Raw genomic sequence first — 16661 nt, forward strand, 5'->3', positions numbered from 1 at the left:
ACCCGCCCAGCCCTTCTAGCACCACTACTACTATTACAGATAGTAACTTGGTCTGGACACTAGCCGGCCGAGTAACCCTCTCCTCGATGCTGCCGGGTGATCCCGGCCCGCCCGAGCACATGCCCGGGAGCTTGGCAGCGCGTCGACTGATCCGCTCGACAGCTACTGGGTCACCCCATCGATGTTGCCCTTCTCACGGCATCGCACAGGGACCTGATCTCTCGTTGGGTGTTGTAGTAGTGCACCGAGGCGCGTACCAGCTCATCGAGTCCTCTGTTCTCCATGTCCACCCTCGTCGAGGGAGCGCGCGACACGCTGACATTGATCCCTCGGGTGGCGAGGCGTTGCTTGACATCGGCCGGGGCGACGCCGTCCACGGTGAAGGCCACGATCCCGCAACGTTCGGCACCCACGTCGCGGAGCTTTACTCCGGGCAACTCCTCCAGCCGTGCACGCAGTTCGTCGGCCAACATGTACACCCGCTCGCGGATGCGGTCCAAGCCCCAGCCAAGGGCGTAATCAATGGCTGTTCCCAGCCCGATCTTGGCCGCATAGTTGCACTCCCACGACTCGAACCGGCGGGCGTCCGGCCGCATGCGGTACTCATCTCGGGCTGTCCAGGTGGCCGCATGCAGGTCCAGCATCGGTGGCGAGAGTTGATCGAGCAGGTCCTGGCGGACGTAGAGTAAGCCGGTGCCTCGTGGGCCGCGAAGGTACTTGCGTCCCGTCAGTGATAGCAGGTCGCAGCCGATCTCACCGACATCGAGCGGCATCTGCCCTGCGGACTGACACGCATCAAGCAGATAGAGCACACCGGCCTCCCGCGCGACTTTGCCGACTTCGGCGGCTGGATTGACAAGGCCGCAGTTGGTCGGCACGTGGGTCAACGAGATCAGCCGTACCCGCTCGTCAATCAGCTCACGCAACCGTGGCACGGAGATCTGCCCGGATTCGTCGTTGGCGACCACCTCGACCTTGAGATCGTAGCGGGCGGCAAGCTGGAGGTATGCGATGAAGTTGCTGCCGTACTCGGCCTCGCTGGTCAGGATCCGATCGCCGGCCCTGAACGGAATCGAGTAGAACGCCATATCCCAGGCACGAGTGGCGCTGTCGAGCACAGCGATCTCGCTGGGCTCGCAGCCGAGGAGACATGCCGCAGAGGCATAGGCCGCATCGATGGTCGCGGCGGCCTCCGCGGCCGCCTCGTAGCCCCCGATACGCGCCTCCAGCCTCAAATGCGAGACGGTACTGTCCAGCACAGACGCGGGCATCAGTGAGGCACCCGCGTTGTTGAAGTGCACGACGTTGCTGCAACCTGGTGTCTCTCGCCGCGCAGTCTCCACATCAAAGGCATCGATCGCCAGCGCCGTCATACCGCCTCCTCCCCCACACGCGGTGCCGGAGCGTCGACCACCGCGCCGGAGTGATCGACGAGCCTGAGGAACGTGCGCACCCGCTCCTTCGACGGACGCGTAAAGAACGCTTCGGCCGTTGCGTCCTCGACGACCACTCCACCGTCCATGAATACGATCCGGTCAGCTACCTCCCGCGCGAAGTGTGTCTCGTGGGTAACGATCACCATTGTCATGCCATCGCCAGCAAGCTCCTGGATAACCTCCAGCACCTCGGCGTGCAACTCTGGGTCGAGGGCGGAAGTCGGTTCGTCGAAGAGCACGACCTCCGGCTCCATAGCCAGCGCACGCGCGATCGCCACCCGCTGCTTCTGCCCCCCGGACAGTCGAGACGGATGGACATCGCGCTTGTCGGCCAGTCCAACTCGGTCCAACAGGCGCTCCCCGAGTGCGATCGCTTCGGCGGTCGGTAGCTTCCGCACCTGTCGGGGGCCTTCGATCACGTTGCCCAGTGCGGTCATATGGGGGAAGAGGTTGAACTGCTGGAAAACCATGCCGGTTTGCTGCCGTGCTCGCTGCATCAGCCGTGCCCGGCCGCGTCCGTCACGGCTAGCGCCGCAGGAGAACGCGCAGTCACAGATGCGCACGTGTCCGGAGTCGGGTTCCTCGAGCAGGTTCATGCATCGCACGAGAGTGGTCTTTCCAGAACCGGATGGTCCCATGAGTACGACGACCTCACCTCGCTCGACCGAGAGATCGACGCCGCGCAGGACCTCAAGTTCGCCGAAGGCTTTGTGGATGCCGGTGAGTTCGATCGGGGGCTTTGTCATGCGTACGCCTTTCCCAGTCGCCGTTCGAGCATCCCCTGCCCGACCGACAACAGCGTGTTGATAAGCCAGTACATGGCACCGATCATCAGGAACGCCTCCATGTACCGGAAGTTCGCGTTGCCGATGCTCTCCGCGACGCGAGTCAGTTCGACAACGGTAACCACTGACGCTAGCGAGGTGTCCTTCATCAGCGCGATGAACCGGCCGCCAACGGCCGGGGTGGCGATCCTGATCGCCTGCGGGAAGATGATCCTGCGGAACGTGCGCCAGTACGGCATACCGATGGACGAGGCGGCTTCCCACTGCCCTTTGTCCACACCGAGAATGCCGCCTCTGAAGTTCTCACTGAGGTAGGCTCCGGCAAACAGACTCAACGCAAGGATCGCCGACGGAATTGGTTCCAGCTGTACGCCAAGCTGCGGCAGACCAAAGTAGATGATCATGATCTGAATGAGCAGCGGGGTTCCCCGAAAGATCGAGACATACATGATCGCAGAACCCCTGAGGACGCGGAATGCGGAAATACGCGCCAGGGCGACCAAGGCGCCGAGAGCAGAACCCAGTACAAAGGACACTACGCCGAGCAGCAGGGTGATACCCAGGCCCCGGAGGAGCATGGGGAACGAGTCAACCAGCATGTCCATCGATTGCTCCTAGCTCTGTTCCGGCTGCAGTTCCTTGAGCTCTTCCACCATGTCCAGGCCACCCAGCCACTTGCGGGAGATCTTTGTCAGGGACCCGTCCTCAATCATTTCGGCAATTGCTTTGTCGATCTCCTTCTTGAACTCGGCCGAGCCCTTCCGGAAGGACATGGCGTTGACCTCGCTCTCCAGCAGGGGACCGACTGGCTTGACGTGGAGGCCGTTCTGCTTAGCCAGGTAGCTACCCTGGAACCGGGAAACCAGCATGGCGTCTGCGTTGCCGCGCCCCAGGTCGGTCAGGCCCAGCGTTGCATTCTGGTACGTCTTGACCTGCGCATCAGGGACTTCCTCGCTGGCGAACTTCTCTTGTGTGGTTCCGGCGGACACGGCGATGACCTTTCCTCGTAGATCTTCGAGCGAGTCGATTGAGTTCGTGGACGACGCGGTGAAGATCGAGACACCGTTGACCTGGTAGGGAGTCGAAAAGTCGACCTGCTGTTTCCGTTCGTCGGTCACCGTCTGGCCGGAGATGACGATGTCAAACCGCCCCGCCCGAACGCCCTCGATGAAGCTCTGGAAGTTCGACGCGACGAACTCGACGTTGTCAACACCGATCCGCCGGGCCACCTCACGTGCCACGTCGACGTCGTAACCGACTGGCTGCCCCGAGGCGTCGAGGAAGTTCCACGGTGGATTCGCCTGCGTAAGCGCCACGCGCAAGGTGCCGTTGTCGCGCACCTGCTGCAGGACGTCACCGGAACTCCCGCTGGAGCAAGCCACGAGCACTCCACTGACAACGACGGCAACTAGCGAGAACGCAACCTTGAACGGCCGCCGGATATGTGACATTCCCATAACGCCTCCATCTGCGGGTGAAAGCCGCTGGACGAAGCGGCCCGCGGCAACGACGAGCCGGCCTTCGCCGTGGTCAGGTCAGGTTTGGTGTCGGTGTCGACGACCGCCCACGGATCTGACCTTGTCAGTGGCGAGTTGTGGTAATGGCTAACTACGTCACTCGAGCGAGTGAACACTATGCCCCCGTTGGGTATGTCGTCAATGGGCGAACGGAAGGGGTACGGAGGCGCAACTCGAGCGCAACAGCAAGGCCGAGATCGGGCCTCTTTCGGCGGATTGCGCGCCGTTACTATCTGATTTAGTATTGCCGCTCTGACGCGGGTAGCCGATGACCGACGCTGTCGGTACGCACGATTGGGTTCCTGCACTGCGCCGAGGGCGTCGTGGTCGCACGCCGACACGGGAACAACCGGCCGCACGGCCCCTCGGCCAGGTTCCGCCCAATCGTTGATCCCGCGGTCGGGATGGTGCGGTCAATCGGCGACGCGGTGACGCTGCCGGGCGCCTCCGACCGAGCTTTGTTCGACAGCGGCGGTCGCGTATGGGGCACTTGTCGTCCGCCAGCTAAGCTTCCCGATACGGCGCGGAGACATTCGCTGTAGACGGTCCTGCGTATAGACCGCGAACACTTCAGACACGCGGTCAATCTCACCCTTCGGGCCGGGCACACACCAAATGGACGGCTACACCTCACGCACGCAGTCGCGAGTGTGGCAGGGTGGCCGGACTTCCGATGACGGCCCCTTGGTCCGGTACGCCGCACGCCATGTCCGATCCGGTAGGCGTCACCACGGGAGTCCTCGACTTGGCCGAGACACCTGTCGATCCCCCACTGTCAGAGACGTATTTGCGGCACGCCGTCGGCAGCCGACGACGTGACGGTCGCAGCCACTTGACCTGCTCGCCGGAGAGCTGCCGACGGTTCCGCTCGGACCCGTGGTCCTGTTCCACCGAGTTCGGAGGTGTGAGCGCCTCACTGATGGGGTTGCTGTAACACACGCGCATCAGCCGTGCAGCCTGCGGGCGTGCAGGCCCGCCGACGCCAGCGCACCAGTACAGCCGCACCGAGCGCGGCGACGGACATACCGGCCAAGGCAGGCTGGATCGGCGCCCACACGCCCAACGCACCGGACACGCCGAGCATGCCCAAGACGATCTTGTTACAAAGAGGGCAGCCGACTGCGAAGGCCGACAGCAGCGAGGAGCCGAGCACACCGCTTCGCCCACGCTCATCGATCGCCTCGCGGACGATCGCGAACCACAGGCCGGTCAGTACGGCCGTCAGAGTCAGCACCGGATACTCCCACCAGCGGACGGGAGTCATCCGGGTGAACCACAGCGTGTCGATGACATCAGTGGGCACGCCGACAACTGCCGCGCTGAGCGTAGCCGCGAGAATCCCTCGCCGCCATCGCCAGGCTCGGACCGGCGCGGTGGCCGGCTCGGCGGCGGCTTGCTGGTTCAGGAAGTTCGCTCGAGTCATGTTGGCCTCGATGTGATCAGGCCAGAGCCGCTGATCACCCCGGCCACCACGACACCGAAGTGCGCGAGCACCCAGCCTTGCGCCGAGGCAGGCTCAGGCGGAATCCGCAGCAATCCCATCCGCACCAGGCCTCGCTCCATGCCGTCGTCCACGATCTACGATCCATCATAGTACCTGGTCGGGGACTGCCTGGCGACGTCGGACTCCGGCAACCGCCCACCAATCAGCGCCGCGCCGACGGTGATGAGCCCCGCGCCCGCGAGATACTCACCGGCGGACCGTTCACCAGCACCTGCGGGCACGTAAACGGCGCGCCGAGCGACAATCTGGGACGCCTCATTCTGCTGCACCGGCAGTCTCAGCGCGGCGTCGACCACAAACCACGCGACGACAGGACAATCGCACCAGAGCGGTCCATCAGCGGAGCGGTAAAATACCTCGTAGGGGTATTTTGGCCAAACCCGAGAGCAATATGTGACATCACCCAGTGAGGCAGCGACGGAGGGCGTGTCTGGCTAGCCGATGTTCGCTCCGCCTTCTTGCAGCCAGGCGAGCGGGTCGATCTTCCGACTGGACGGGTCCCAGACCTCGAAGTGCAGGTGCGGACCGGTGGAGTTGCCCGTGTTCCCGACCTCGGCGATCACCTCACCGGCCTCGACTTGCTGCCCTACACTTACCGCGTAGGAGTTGATGTGGCCGTAGACAGTGATGGTGCCGTCCTCGTGCTGGATGCGCACCCACAGCCCGAAACCGCTGGCGGGACCGGCATCGAGCACTACCCCCCGCATCGGCGCGACGATCGGCGTGCCGGTCACGTTCGCGATGTCCAGGCCGTAGTGGGTGGTGCCCCAACGCGGCCCGTAGTTTGACGTAATCGTGCCTTGAACTGGCGCGACTACCCGATGCCGCGCCTCCTCCTCCGCAGCCTCCCGCGCGCGCCGTTGCCGTTCCGCCTCCTCGCGGGCGATGCGGTCCTTTCTGGCCTGCTCCGCCCTGTCCAGCAGCCTGACCTCGTCACGAGCAGACCGACTGGGAGCAGAAAGTACCAGTGGCCCGGAGCCTGCCGTGGGGCCCCCGATGCCTGTGGCGGTGGCGGCTGTGCTGACCTCGCTGTTGACGTCAGCGAGAAGGTTGACGCGAGGTTCGTGCTGGGTTGGCGGCGACCCGGCCAGGAGCTGGAGCGCCGCACTTCCAGCCCCAGCGGCGACACTCAGGAGGACCGTTGCCGCCCGCAGGTTCGGGGTGGGCCCGCGGCGGGTCGTCGCCGCTGAGCGCCGCGTTGGCACGGTGCGGCTGCCTGGAGGGACGGGTATCAAGTTGTGCTCATGGCCGGCTGGCCGGGGCATGCGATGTCGGGGCACGCGTTGCCTCTTCGGGTCGGGGTCGGGTTGCCGAAGCGGGCCTGCTTCGTTGCGCGAACGTTATCACTATCCTGCATAGTAGGTTTGTGGGGTCAGCTTTGAGGCCACGCCCACCGCCTCTCCCCGCCCATCACGACCGCTGTGGATCGACCCGGCAGACTCGCAGTCGGTTCTCACGGTGTCGGTAGCTCGAAGCACCAGCACGGCGCGGCCCGCTTCGTCACGCGGCCCATGGGACTACCGCTGACCGGTGGTCGATGGTGCAAGGGCACGTCGGAGCGTGGCCGGTCCGAGCTACTACCAGCCCCCTCGGTCGCCGACGCGCCGGAGCACAAAACTGCCGAACGCCACACCGAGCAGCGCACCGCTGATATTGGCGACCAGGTCGGACAGGCTGCAATACCTACCTGCGAGCTGCGTCTGCGCCGCCTCGATGACCAATGGCAACAGAAGTGCGAGTGCCACGCCGGGCAGGACCCGGCGAGTCGTTACGACGATCGCCCCCGCGAGAGGAAGAAGCAGGACGAGGTTGAGCAGGTCACCGGCAACACCACCCCCAGAATGCAGGATTTCGCGGGTCAAATCCGTGAAATCATCCGGCAGGCAGGCCAGCACACCGTTTCGATGCTGCTCGGCGCCAGGCGTGAGGGTGACTGCCAGTGCCGCAGTGAACAGCAAGAGTGTCACCAAGGTGGCCCTAAAGGACCAGTTGGTGCGCCGAGCCAGTTGCCGGGCGAGTAGCACGCTGACGAGCGTGCCAACGACCAGAACTGCCAGCGTCCAGACAGAAAGGGGCACGTGGCTCCCGAAAACCGTCACCGTCACTCCTCACCGTCGGCCAGCCGGGTACCCACCGCGAGATCGTGCCGTGAATGGCGGTCTCGGAAACTAACGACGGCGGACGTGCTACATCGTCGGCGACACCGCTTTACGTTTCGACACTGGTGGACGCGAGTGCCGCAGAACGCTAGTGCAGCAAGGTTGACCGCCCGGTGGCGAGGCTACGGCGGCCGTGCACGGAAGAAGCCGAGGTGGGCAAAGCCTTCGAATTGTCACCATGCCCTTGATGATGGCCGTCGCTCACACGAGAGGACGCCGAGCGGCCACTAGATAGCCGGTTCCCATCCACCGGCGGGTTCCACGACTCGCCGTCCTCTCCGGATGGTCGCGCCATTGCCGTGCCCACCGCCGGGCCAGCCTGTCGAGTGGTGGCACGAGGGGCGTGAGGTCGTAGTAGACGACGTCCTCCGGCTGCATTCCAACCTGATGCAGCATTCGCCGCAACGTTTTCGCACCGACCGCGCGAATGCCGGAAACTCGCGCGCCGTGGCGGTTCGCAGCCGGTACACCCAGTCGCCGCTCAAGGCGACCGAGAAGCCGGAGTGCCGGCCAGTAGACACCCCATTCGAAGAGCCGATACGGGCTGGCCGGATTAAGCATGGTAACCAGCATGAGTCCACCCGGGCGGACGACGCGGGACAGCTCTCGCAAAGCGCGCGGCAGGTCCGTGTACTCCAGCACGCCCATGGCGACGACCACGTCGAAGCTTGCGTCGCCGAAAGGCATGTCCTCGATAGACGCCACCACCAGTTCGACATTGGTTGCATCAAACGTCCTGTCGACGACGGCCTCGATCATGGCGGGGGACCTGTCGCACGCCGTAATGTGGAACTTCTCTGCGCGCGTGTCGAGCAGTCGGCGTACCAGCATGCCCGGACCACATCCGGCATCGAGGAGGTCACCGCCAGGGCAGTCTTTCAGGAGTTCCTGCACGACGTGCAGCCGAGAGTGGAAGTACCGCGCAGTTGGCCCCCAGCCGTCGTGCGCGGCGACGTATCCCGCGGCCTCGGCCGCATCCTGGTATTGACTTGCGACTGCGGCCGAGCGTGCCGCGCGGTTGGCCAAACCGAGGCGTCTCCCGCCGGGGATGGGCACACCTGCCTCCATCGTGATCCGCGTAGCACGTCCGCCGCGCCGCCTCGAACAGGCCCGGTGCCTGCACGGTCGATGCTCTAAGCCGCCGTAACTACTATTACCAATAGGACTAGTCGGGCGAGCGCACTGGCCCGTTACAGCCGTCTCGCAACCGTCTACGCCTCCACACGCCTTGGATTCCCGCGACATACTATTAGTGATAGTATGTCCTGCGGGAAGCCGTCACGAGAGGATCCGGGCCCGTGCCGAAGAAGGCCGCATCACGGCTCCGCCAGCCGCAGAAGGTGAGCTACAGGCCGGGGTACCGGCGGAGGTTGCTTTGGCGGATCGCTGGTTTCGCCCTGATGGGAATCGGCGTAGTGGTGGTGCTTGTCCACATGGTCGTGCACCTCGGCAACCTGCATTTCCTCCCGACCACTGGCTTGCAGGACCTGTTGACCGGCTACCCAGTGGGCGGACTGCTGTTTCTGCTCGGCGTGGCACTGGTGAGCCGTCAGTATCAACCACGACGTCACAGCCACTGAGCGACAGCGACGCCAACACCATTGCGCCGGATGATGCGATCCACGGCCACATCCGTTTGAGCATCGGCCACAACGAGGCTGACGAGCTGCCTCAGTGGCATTGCGAGAGAGCGGCCACAGGCAGGGTTCGCTGGGTCTCTCAACTCTCGTTCAGCACTCGGCCCGGATCGCGCCGATGGCCAGCAAGGCATAGTACGTCGGTCAGCAGCTCATGTCCGATGGCAAAGCCACCTGGATGGAAGCCGGCCTCATCAGGACGTCAGGTCCCTGCCAAACCGATGGGTGCACAAACTCAATGCCGTCGGCGCTCACCGTGCACGTGCGCGGTGAGCGCCGACGAGGCTGATAGCGGATTGGATTGCTCAGGCGGCAACCGGCTCCTTGACTCTCACTTCCGTCTCGCCGTGTGCTGGTGCGGCATCGGTGATGGCGCTGCGGAACCGCTTCAGGCGGAGGCTGTTGCTCACCACAAACACCGAGCTGAACGCCATGGCGGCGCCCGCGATCATAGGGTTCAGCAGCCCCACGGCAGCCAGCGGCAGGGCAGCCACGTTGTACGCGAAGGCCCAGAACAGGTTGCCCTTGATGGTGCGCAGGGTCGTCCGCGACAGCCGGATCGCGTCCGCCGCGACCCGGAGATCCCCGCGCACCAGCGTGAGGTCGCTGGCCTCGATGGCGACATCGGTGCCTGTGCCCATCGCCAGCCCGAGGTCAGCCTGCGCGAGCGCGGCCGCGTCGTTGATGCCGTCGCCGACCATAGCCACGACCTTGCCCTCGGACTGCAAGCGCTTGACGACGTCCACCTTATCCTTGGGGAGGACCTCGGCGACCACCTCGTCGATGCCGACTTCGGCGGCTACCGTGCGCGCGACGGCCTCGTTGTCACCGGTGAGCAGGACGGGGGTGAGTCCGAGCTCGCGTAGCTGGGCGATGGCCTCGGCCGACGTGGGCTTGACGGTGTCGGCGACCACGAGAACTGCGCGGGCCTGCCCGTCCCAGCCCACCGCCACCGCTGTCTTGCCCTCCCGCTCGGCTGCCGCCTTCGCCTCCGCCAGCTCGGACGTCAGGTGCTGGCTCCACTCTTCGAGGAGCGCGGTGCGACCAACGAGCACGGCGCGGCCGTCGACGATCCCCTGCACGCCGAGACCTTCGACGTTGGTGAACTCGTCAACGGCGGGCAACTCCCCCACCTTCTCCCTCGCGCCCCGGGCGATGGCCTGCCCGATTGGGTGTTCCGAGGCGTCCTCCAACGCACCGGCCAAGCGCAGGACCTCGTCGCTGTCGACGCCGTCGGCGACGTGCACGTCGGCCAACGCCATCTTGCCGGTGGTCACGGTGCCCGTCTTGTCCAGCACGATCGTGTCGATGCGCCGAGTCGACTCCAGCACCTCCGGACCCTTGATCAGGATACCCAGCTGGGCACCCCGCCCGGTGCCGACCAGCAGCGCCGTGGGGGTCGCCAGGCCCAGCGCGCAGGGGCACGCGATGATCAGCACCGCGACCGCGGCCGTGAAGGCGGCCGACACGGCGCCGCCCGTACCGAGCCAGAACGCCAAGGTCCCGACGGCAAGGGCGATGACGATGGGAACGAACACTGCGGAGATGCGGTCGGCCAGCCGCTGCACCGCTGCCTTCCCGGTCTGCGCGTCCTCGACCAGCTTCGCCATCTGCGCCAGCTGCGTGTCCGTGCCGACGCGGGTGGCCCGCACGACGAGCCTGCCACCCGAGTTCACGGTCGCACCCACGACGGTGTCACCAGGGCCGACTTCGACGGGCACCGACTCGCCGGTGAGCATGCTCGCGTCGACCGCGGAGTTGCCCTCCTCGATGACCCCGTCCGTGGCGATCTTCTCGCCAGGCCGGACGACGAAGTGGTCTCCCACCGCCAGGTGATCGGTGGGGATGCGCTCCTCCCGGCCGTTGCGCAGCACCGCCACGTCCTTCGCCCCGAGTTCGAGCAACGCTCGCAGCGCGGCGCCGGCGCGGCGCTTCGAGCGCGCCTCGAAGTAGCGTCCGGCAAGGATGAACGTGGTTACCCCTGCGGCGACCTCGAGGTAGATGTTGCCGTCGCCGCTGATGCGCTGAATGGTGAGCTCGAACGGGTGGGTCATGCCCGGTTCGCCGGCGCTGCCGAGCAGCAGCGCGTACAGCGACCAGCCGAAGGCGGCCAGCGTGCCCATCGAGATGAGCGTGTCCATCGTCGCCGCACCATGCCTCAGGTTCGCCCACGCCGCCCTGTGGAACGGCCAGGCCCCCCATACCACGACCGGCGCCGCCAGTGTCAGCGAGACCCACTGCCAGTAGGTGAACTGCAGCGCCGGGACCATGGCCAACGCGATCACGGGCACCGACAACACCAGCGAACCGATCAGGCGGTGCCGCAGGGACTGGGTCGGATCGTCCTCCTCGGCGGTCGGCTCCGTCGCGGGTTCGGCCTTCTTCGGCCGCGGCAGCGCCGCCGAGTAGCCTGCCGCCTCGACCTGTTCGACGAGCCTGTTTGGGTCGAGATCGCTGGGGAAGCTGACCTTGGCCTTCTCGGTGGCGTAGTTGACCGTGGCGGTGACGCCGTCGAGCTTGTTGAGTTTGCGTTCGATGCGCATCGCGCAGGACGCGCAGGTCATGCCGCCGATCGCCAGTTCGATATCGCGACCGGGAGCCTGCTGGGATTCGTGCAGGTCAGAAGTCATCGTGGTGTTTCCTTCCGTGGTCGCTGGTCAGCCGTGGCCGCCATGGCCGTCACCGGTCCCCGGTGCCGGCGGCTGGCTGGGCGCCTCCGTGGTCCCGGTACTGCTCACGGTGAACGCGGCGGTGTGGACCTTGTCTTCGTGCTGGAAGTCCAGGAACAGCCGGTAGGCACCAGCAGAGGGCACTTCCGCGTAGAAGGTGATTCCCGGCCCGGGCTTTGTGGTCCCGTCGCCTGGTTCACCGTCCGGGTGGACGTGCAGGTAGGCGAGGTCCCCGCCGCGTAACGCGACCAGGTGCCCGTAGGCGCCTAGGTAGGGCTGCAGGTTGGTGACATCCTTGCCATCCTTGGTGACGGTGAGCGTCACCTTTGAGGTCTGCCCCGGCACGAGATCGCCGTCGAGGCGCACCCGGTACCCGTCGACCTCGGCTATCCGCGATGACTCGTAGCTGACTGGCGCGAAGTCACCCGGCACGGCCAGATCGGCCCCGAGGGTCGTGCCCTCGCCCCCCGTCGGGGCGAAGTCAGCAAACGCTCGGTAGCTACCCGCCTGGGCGACGTTCAGGGGCACCGTCCAGGTGCCATCGGCCCTCATCTGCGGGTGAACGTGCTGGAACCCTGCCGTGTCGCGGCGCACCACGATGAGGTGCATGCGCTTCTCGTGTTCGACCTCGAAACGGGTGACCGGCTCGCCGTCCGGCCCGGTGATCTGGAAGGAGAACTGGTTGGTGGTCCCCGGGGTCAGCGTCGTGTTGGTGGGCGTGAGGGTGTAACCGCCCCTGGACGATGCGAGCCCCGCGGGCTCGTCGGGTTGCGTGGCCTCCGCGACGGTGCCGCTGTGTGTGTCCCCGTGCCCGGCGTCCTCGCCACCGGACGGGCCAGCTGCGCTGGTGAGGGGACCGACAGCGGTGCCGACCGCCCACGCGCCAGCGGCGACGAGGGCAAGGGCTACACCGTAGGCGGAGAGCTTCCCTGCAGTGTTCATGACGTTCCTGTCTGCTCCGCTGCCCGCGTCAGGCGGTCAGCTTGTATCCGGCCTCTTCAACAGCGGCGCGCACGTCGTCCACGCCGAGCTCCTGGTCGCTGGTCACAGTGACCTCGCCCGTGGGCAGGTCCACGGCCACGTCGGTCACCCCGCTAAGGGCCCCGACCTCCTCGGTCACCGAACGCACGCAGTGCTCGCAGGTCATGCCGGTCACGGTGTAAGTCTGCTGAGCCATCCGTCTTCACCTTTCTGCATCAAGAACGGACAAGTCGGGCGATAGCGTCGCTCGCCTCGCGCACTTTTGCGTCCGCAGTCTCGCCACCCTCGGCGATCGCCTCGGCCACGCAGTGCTTGAGATGTTCGTCCATCAGCCCGAGGGACACCGCCTGCAGCGCCTTGGTAGCCGCCGCGATCTGCGTCAGGATGTCGATGCAGTACTCATCGCTCTCGACCATCCGCTGCAAGCCCCGGATCTGCCCCTCGATGCGGCGCAGCCGCTTGAGGTAGCCGTCCCTGTCACCGGTGTATCCCCGCATTGTTCTCTCCTTACCTGCGTCAATGAGCCCCCATCTTACCCCTTACCCGTATCTAGGAGAGGCACGACTGGACCCGTCGACCAGTTCATGTATACCGTAGGGGGGTACGGCAGTCAATTGAGAGGATGAGCGATGCGGGTCACCATCGACTTCGAGAAGTGCGACAGCCATGCCGTCTGCGCACTGACTGCTCCGAAGATCTTTTGGGTCGACGATCACGGCTACACCCAGTTCGACCCCGCGCCGGACGAAGCCGAGCGGGAGAACGCTGTCCGCGCCGCTCAGCAATGCCCAGCGCAAGCGATCCAGATCGTCGAGAACCGCGAGGCAGGATGCGGGCGAGCGAGCAGACAACAGGGAAGCAACGGTCCACAACGATAAGCGCGAGCCGAGGCCAGCGACTGCCCATGCGCCACCGAGAACTCCACCAGATAAGGGCTGCGACATGGAAGAACTGTGGAGAACGCACCGAAGCGCCCGGGTCGGCGACTGGTTGGTATCCGGCGAGGCGGCGGTAAAACTGTGCTGTCGAACTCTGCTGCCATTGCTACAAGCCGGCGTGAAGCGCCGAGGTCGCCTGACATCCATCCGAGCGACCGTGGCTGTGTCCCGTACTCAGCACTGCATCAAGCCCGACTGACGTCAAGGCCCTCAATACCCCCCTAGCGTATATAGCAGAGCGGTGCTAGCTTCGCAGCGAACACATACCCCTAACTGGTATGGAGTACATGATGGCTACAACGACATCAGGCCAGCCGACAAGACGGCGATGGTGGGCGCTGACGCTCATCGCCGCAGCACAGTTCGTGGTGATCATGGACACCTCGATCATCGGAGCCGCGTTAACCCGGATACAGGCCGACCTGGGCTTCTCGCCGGAGAACCTGTCCTGGGTTTTCAACGCCTACGTCATCGCCTTCGGCGGCTTACTGCTGCTCGGCGGGAGACTTTCGGACCTGCTGGGCGCCCGCCGAATCTTTATGACCGGGTGGGCGGTCCTGCTCGCCGGATCGGCGGTAGCCGGTGCCGCAGGCGAAGTCTGGGTCGAGCTCACCGGCCGCGCGCTGCAGGGCGCCGGGGCCGCGCTCATCGCACCCTCGGCCCTGACCCTGCTGATGATGCTCTTCGGGAGCGAGCCCCGAGAGCTGGCCAAGGCCCTCTCGCTTTACGGGGCCGCCGCGCCCGCTGGTGGCACGGCGGGCGTGTTCCTCGGCGGCGTCATTACCGAGTACGTCAGCTGGCCGTGGGTCTTCTACATCAACATCCCGATCGCCCTGTTCGCTTTGGCCGTCGCCCCTGCCCTGATGCCCAAGGCGGCCGCACGGCGTGGCGCCACCGACCTGCTCGGTGCCGTGACCGTCACCGCGGGCCTCTCTGTGGCCGTCTACGCCATCGTCCGAGCTCCCGAGCTCGGCTGGGGCTCAGGGGGCACCGTGGTCAGCCTGATAATCGCGATCGGGCTCCTGGCAGCGTTCCTGGTCATCCAGGCCAGGAAGAGCGCCCCACTGGTGCGCCTGGGCATCTTCCGAACACCGGACCTGGGCGCCGCCAACGTCGCCCAGCTGTTGCTGGGTGCGGCATGGATCCCCATGTGGTTCTTCCTCAACCTCTACCTGCAGCAGGTTCTCGGCCTCGACGCCTTCGCGAGCGGTTCGGCCCTGCTGCCGATGACCACGGTCATCCTGCTCATCATGGTTGCGGCGGCTCCGCGCGTGGTGGCACGAATCGGAGCGAAACCCATGATCGTGAGCGGCCTACTCGTGTTGGCGCTCGGACTGTTCTGGCTCTCGCTGGCGCGGCCAGATGGCACCTTCTGGGCGGACGTGCTCCCAGCATCACTCGTCGCCGCCCTCGGCATGGCACTGGCGTTCGTTCCGTCACTGGGCACGGCCATCTCAAGTGCCCGCCCAGAGGAAGGCGGACTCGTTTCGGGAATCGTCAACACCAGCTACCAAATCGGCTCCGCACTAGGGCTGGCCGCGATGACAGCCGTGGCCACCTCGTTCGGCGCCAACGAACTTGGGAGCACCGGCGCAGTCACCACCGGACTTTCCGCGGCCTTCATCGGTACTGCGGCGATCGCCGTCGCGGGTGCGCTGATCGCCGGCGCCACCCTCCGCAGGAAGGCGGCAGCGTGATGCGACGGTTGCGCGCACTCGGTCCGGCCGAAGCGCCCGAGAAGTCCACCGAGTTACTCACCGCGATCCTCGATCGCCATGGCTCCGCGGGCGACATGGTCCGCACCATGGCCCACTCGCCCGCACTGCTGCGGGGCTACTTGGATTTCTCCCGGGCATTGAAACGAATGAAGGTGCCTCGCGCACTCAGCGAGAAGCTCGCGCTCGCGACGCAGGAGTGGATCGGATGCGCCACATGCCTGGCCGCCCACACCGAAGGCGCTAGGTGTACCCGGCCATCAGGTTGGTGGCAGTCGGCTGATCGGGGGTTTGGCTCCGAGTGCGCTGTGGCGGCGTTGAGTGTTGTAGTGCTCGATCCAAGGCGCAAGGGCGGTGGCTCGCTCGGCGTTGCTGGTGAAGACCTGGCGGTAGGCCCATTCGGTCGCCAGGGTGCGGTTCAGTCTCTCGACCTTGCCGTTCTGCCAGGGGCAATGGGGCTTGATGAACTTCTGGAGGATGCCGTGCTCGGCACACAGTGCCCGCAGTGAGTAGCGGTAGGCCCAGGCGTTGTCGGTCATCAACCGCTCGATCCGAGTGATCCCGTAGGCGGCGAAGTAGGCGATCGCACGTTCGAGAAAGCCTGCGCAGGTCGGGCCTTTCTCGTCGGGCAGGATCTCGCTGTAGGCGAGGCGGGAGTGGTCGTCGACCAGCGAGTGAACGTAGTCGTATCCGGGCCCGTTGACGCGGTTGCGTGGAATCGCGCGGCCGTGGACACGCCAGCCTCCACCGTCGGGGATGCGACCGATCTTCTTGACGTCCATGTGCACCAGTTCGCCTGGTCGCTCACGCTCGTAGCGGATTGCGGTCTGCTTCGAGCAGCGAATCACCTCACCGGTGATCGGGTCGCACTCACGCAGATAGGGCACGCGATGGCGGCGCAGGATCCGTGACACCGTCCGCGCGGGCACCCCGACCTTCGGACCGAGGACATCGGGACCGGCCCGATGCTCGGCGCGGGCAGCCAGGACTTTCTGCTCGACCTCATCGCTGGTCCTGGTGGGCATCGTGTGCGGCCGGGACGAGCGCGTGACCAGACCGGCGTCGCCTTCGACGGCATAGCGGTCGATCCAGGTCTTCACACACTTGCGAGAGACGCCCATCGCGGCGGCGATGTGGGCCTGCGGCCAGCCTGCTTCGTGGCGTTGAACGATCAGTCGACGACCATGCACAGCCAGTCGGGCACTACCGTGGGACACGAGAACCTCCGGGTCGGAGTGGGCCTTAGACAAGCCACATCCCATCCGGAGGTTCTCGCCCGTTCAACCAGGCTCGCCGCTACCAACGTCCTGGCCGGGTACA

At 65.6% G+C, this 16661-nt stretch carries 17 protein-coding genes; 3 read left to right on the top strand and 14 right to left on the bottom strand.

From position 1 onward, the window contains the following. Nucleotides 1-170: 170 nt before the first annotated feature. The 9 genes from BA062_RS38165 to BA062_RS38205 all read right to left on the bottom strand — a co-directional run bounded on the left by BA062_RS38165 (nucleotide 171) and on the right by BA062_RS38205 (nucleotide 8457). Nucleotides 171-1373, bottom strand: coding sequence for an aminotransferase class V-fold PLP-dependent enzyme (locus BA062_RS38165; protein WP_110343986.1), 1203 nt, complete (start codon nucleotides 1371-1373; stop codon nucleotides 171-173). Next, on the bottom strand, nucleotides 1370-2182 hold the full coding sequence (locus BA062_RS38170) for an amino acid ABC transporter ATP-binding protein (protein WP_110343987.1): 813 nt from the start codon (nucleotides 2180-2182) through the stop codon (nucleotides 1370-1372). The genes BA062_RS38165 and BA062_RS38170 overlap by 4 nt, the downstream gene beginning before the upstream one ends. Then, nucleotides 2179-2826 (bottom strand): amino acid ABC transporter permease, encoded by a 648-nt coding sequence (locus BA062_RS38175; protein WP_110343988.1) that lies wholly within the window; start codon nucleotides 2824-2826, stop codon nucleotides 2179-2181. Before BA062_RS38175 ends, BA062_RS38170 begins: the two co-directional genes overlap by 4 nt. A gap of 9 nt (nucleotides 2827-2835) precedes the next feature. Beyond that, the gene (locus BA062_RS38180) at nucleotides 2836-3678 is read right to left on the bottom strand and encodes an ABC transporter substrate-binding protein (protein ID WP_228714317.1); all 843 of its coding nucleotides are present in this window, start codon (nucleotides 3676-3678) and stop codon (nucleotides 2836-2838) included. Between the two features lie 973 nt (nucleotides 3679-4651). Further along, a complete protein-coding gene (locus tag BA062_RS38185) occupies nucleotides 4652-5161 on the bottom strand; it encodes a hypothetical protein (protein WP_110343989.1) in 510 nt (169 codons plus the stop codon). After that, nucleotides 5158-5313 (bottom strand): hypothetical protein, encoded by a 156-nt coding sequence (locus tag BA062_RS40100; protein WP_158303262.1) that lies wholly within the window; start codon nucleotides 5311-5313, stop codon nucleotides 5158-5160. Before BA062_RS40100 ends, BA062_RS38185 begins: the two co-directional genes overlap by 4 nt. 363 nt (nucleotides 5314-5676) lie before the next feature. Continuing rightward, complete coding sequence (locus BA062_RS41140; protein WP_110343991.1) at nucleotides 5677-6507, bottom strand: M23 family metallopeptidase; 831 nt, start codon at nucleotides 6505-6507, stop codon at nucleotides 5677-5679. A gap of 312 nt (nucleotides 6508-6819) precedes the next feature. Further along, complete coding sequence (locus BA062_RS38200; RefSeq protein WP_158303263.1) at nucleotides 6820-7341, bottom strand: VanZ family protein; 522 nt, start codon at nucleotides 7339-7341, stop codon at nucleotides 6820-6822. Between the two features lie 261 nt (nucleotides 7342-7602). Further along, on the bottom strand, nucleotides 7603-8457 hold the full coding sequence (locus BA062_RS38205; protein WP_228714318.1) for a class I SAM-dependent methyltransferase: 855 nt from the start codon (nucleotides 8455-8457) through the stop codon (nucleotides 7603-7605). A gap of 242 nt (nucleotides 8458-8699) precedes the next feature. On the opposite strand from BA062_RS38205, the gene BA062_RS38210 reads away from it, so the two are divergent. Beyond that, entirely contained in the window at nucleotides 8700-8981 is a 282-nt protein-coding gene (locus tag BA062_RS38210) for a hypothetical protein (protein WP_206078076.1), read from the top strand. 362 nt (nucleotides 8982-9343) lie between these two features. Here BA062_RS38210 and BA062_RS38215 read toward each other — a convergent pair whose 3' ends face one another. The 4 genes from BA062_RS38215 to BA062_RS38230 are packed head-to-tail and all read right to left on the bottom strand — an operon-like array spanning nucleotide 9344 to nucleotide 13185. Next, entirely contained in the window at nucleotides 9344-11668 is a 2325-nt protein-coding gene (locus BA062_RS38215; RefSeq protein ID WP_110343994.1) for a heavy metal translocating P-type ATPase, read from the bottom strand. A 27-nt stretch (nucleotides 11669-11695) separates the two neighbouring features. After that, entirely contained in the window at nucleotides 11696-12649 is a 954-nt protein-coding gene (locus tag BA062_RS38220) for a hypothetical protein (protein WP_110343995.1), read from the bottom strand. Between the two features lie 28 nt (nucleotides 12650-12677). Continuing rightward, nucleotides 12678-12884: a heavy-metal-associated domain-containing protein gene (locus tag BA062_RS38225; protein ID WP_110343996.1), complete on the bottom strand. Its 207-nt coding sequence runs from the start codon at nucleotides 12882-12884 to the stop codon at nucleotides 12678-12680. 19 nt (nucleotides 12885-12903) lie between these two features. Continuing rightward, on the bottom strand, nucleotides 12904-13185 hold the full coding sequence (locus tag BA062_RS38230; RefSeq protein ID WP_110343997.1) for a metal-sensitive transcriptional regulator: 282 nt from the start codon (nucleotides 13183-13185) through the stop codon (nucleotides 12904-12906). A gap of 132 nt (nucleotides 13186-13317) precedes the next feature. Here BA062_RS38230 and BA062_RS38235 point away from each other — a divergent pair, with 132 nt between their 5' ends. Then, the gene (locus BA062_RS38235) at nucleotides 13318-13566 is read left to right on the top strand and encodes a ferredoxin (protein ID WP_110343998.1); all 249 of its coding nucleotides are present in this window, start codon (nucleotides 13318-13320) and stop codon (nucleotides 13564-13566) included. Nucleotides 13567-13916: 350 nt separating this feature from the next. Then, a complete protein-coding gene (locus tag BA062_RS38240; RefSeq protein ID WP_206078077.1) occupies nucleotides 13917-15323 on the top strand; it encodes an MFS transporter in 1407 nt (468 codons plus the stop codon). A 278-nt stretch (nucleotides 15324-15601) separates the two neighbouring features. Here the strand turns inward: BA062_RS38240 and BA062_RS38245 are convergent, their stop codons facing one another. Continuing rightward, the gene (locus tag BA062_RS38245; protein ID WP_110343974.1) at nucleotides 15602-16558 is read right to left on the bottom strand and encodes an IS481 family transposase; all 957 of its coding nucleotides are present in this window, start codon (nucleotides 16556-16558) and stop codon (nucleotides 15602-15604) included. Nucleotides 16559-16661 lie beyond the last annotated feature (103 nt).

This window comes from Prauserella flavalba, assembly GCF_003202235.1.
Classification (GTDB): Bacteria; Actinomycetota; Actinomycetes; order Mycobacteriales; family Pseudonocardiaceae; genus Prauserella_A; species Prauserella_A flavalba.

Bases quoted from the DNA above. Each gene is read 5' to 3' on its own strand.
- BA062_RS38230 (WP_110343997.1), bottom strand. From the start codon at position 13,185: ATGCGGGGATACACCGGTGACAGGGACGGCTACCTCAAGCGGCTGCGC.
- BA062_RS38240 (WP_206078077.1), top strand. From the start codon at position 13,917: ATGGCTACAACGACATCAGGCCAGCCGACAAGACGGCGATGGTGGGCG.
- BA062_RS38180 (WP_228714317.1), bottom strand. From the start codon at position 3,678: ATGGGAATGTCACATATCCGGCGGCCGTTCAAGGTTGCGTTCTCGCTA.
- BA062_RS38215 (WP_110343994.1), bottom strand. From the start codon at position 11,668: ATGACTTCTGACCTGCACGAATCCCAGCAGGCTCCCGGTCGCGATATC.
- BA062_RS38165 (WP_110343986.1), bottom strand. From the start codon at position 1,373: ATGACGGCGCTGGCGATCGATGCCTTTGATGTGGAGACTGCGCGGCGA.
- BA062_RS38185 (WP_110343989.1), bottom strand. From the start codon at position 5,161: ATGACTCGAGCGAACTTCCTGAACCAGCAAGCCGCCGCCGAGCCGGCC.
- BA062_RS38175 (WP_110343988.1), bottom strand. From the start codon at position 2,826: ATGGACATGCTGGTTGACTCGTTCCCCATGCTCCTCCGGGGCCTGGGT.
- BA062_RS38235 (WP_110343998.1), top strand. From the start codon at position 13,318: ATGCGGGTCACCATCGACTTCGAGAAGTGCGACAGCCATGCCGTCTGC.
- BA062_RS38170 (WP_110343987.1), bottom strand. From the start codon at position 2,182: ATGACAAAGCCCCCGATCGAACTCACCGGCATCCACAAAGCCTTCGGC.
- BA062_RS38225 (WP_110343996.1), bottom strand. From the start codon at position 12,884: ATGGCTCAGCAGACTTACACCGTGACCGGCATGACCTGCGAGCACTGC.
- BA062_RS41140 (WP_110343991.1), bottom strand. From the start codon at position 6,507: ATGCCCCGGCCAGCCGGCCATGAGCACAACTTGATACCCGTCCCTCCA.
- BA062_RS38220 (WP_110343995.1), bottom strand. From the start codon at position 12,649: ATGAACACTGCAGGGAAGCTCTCCGCCTACGGTGTAGCCCTTGCCCTC.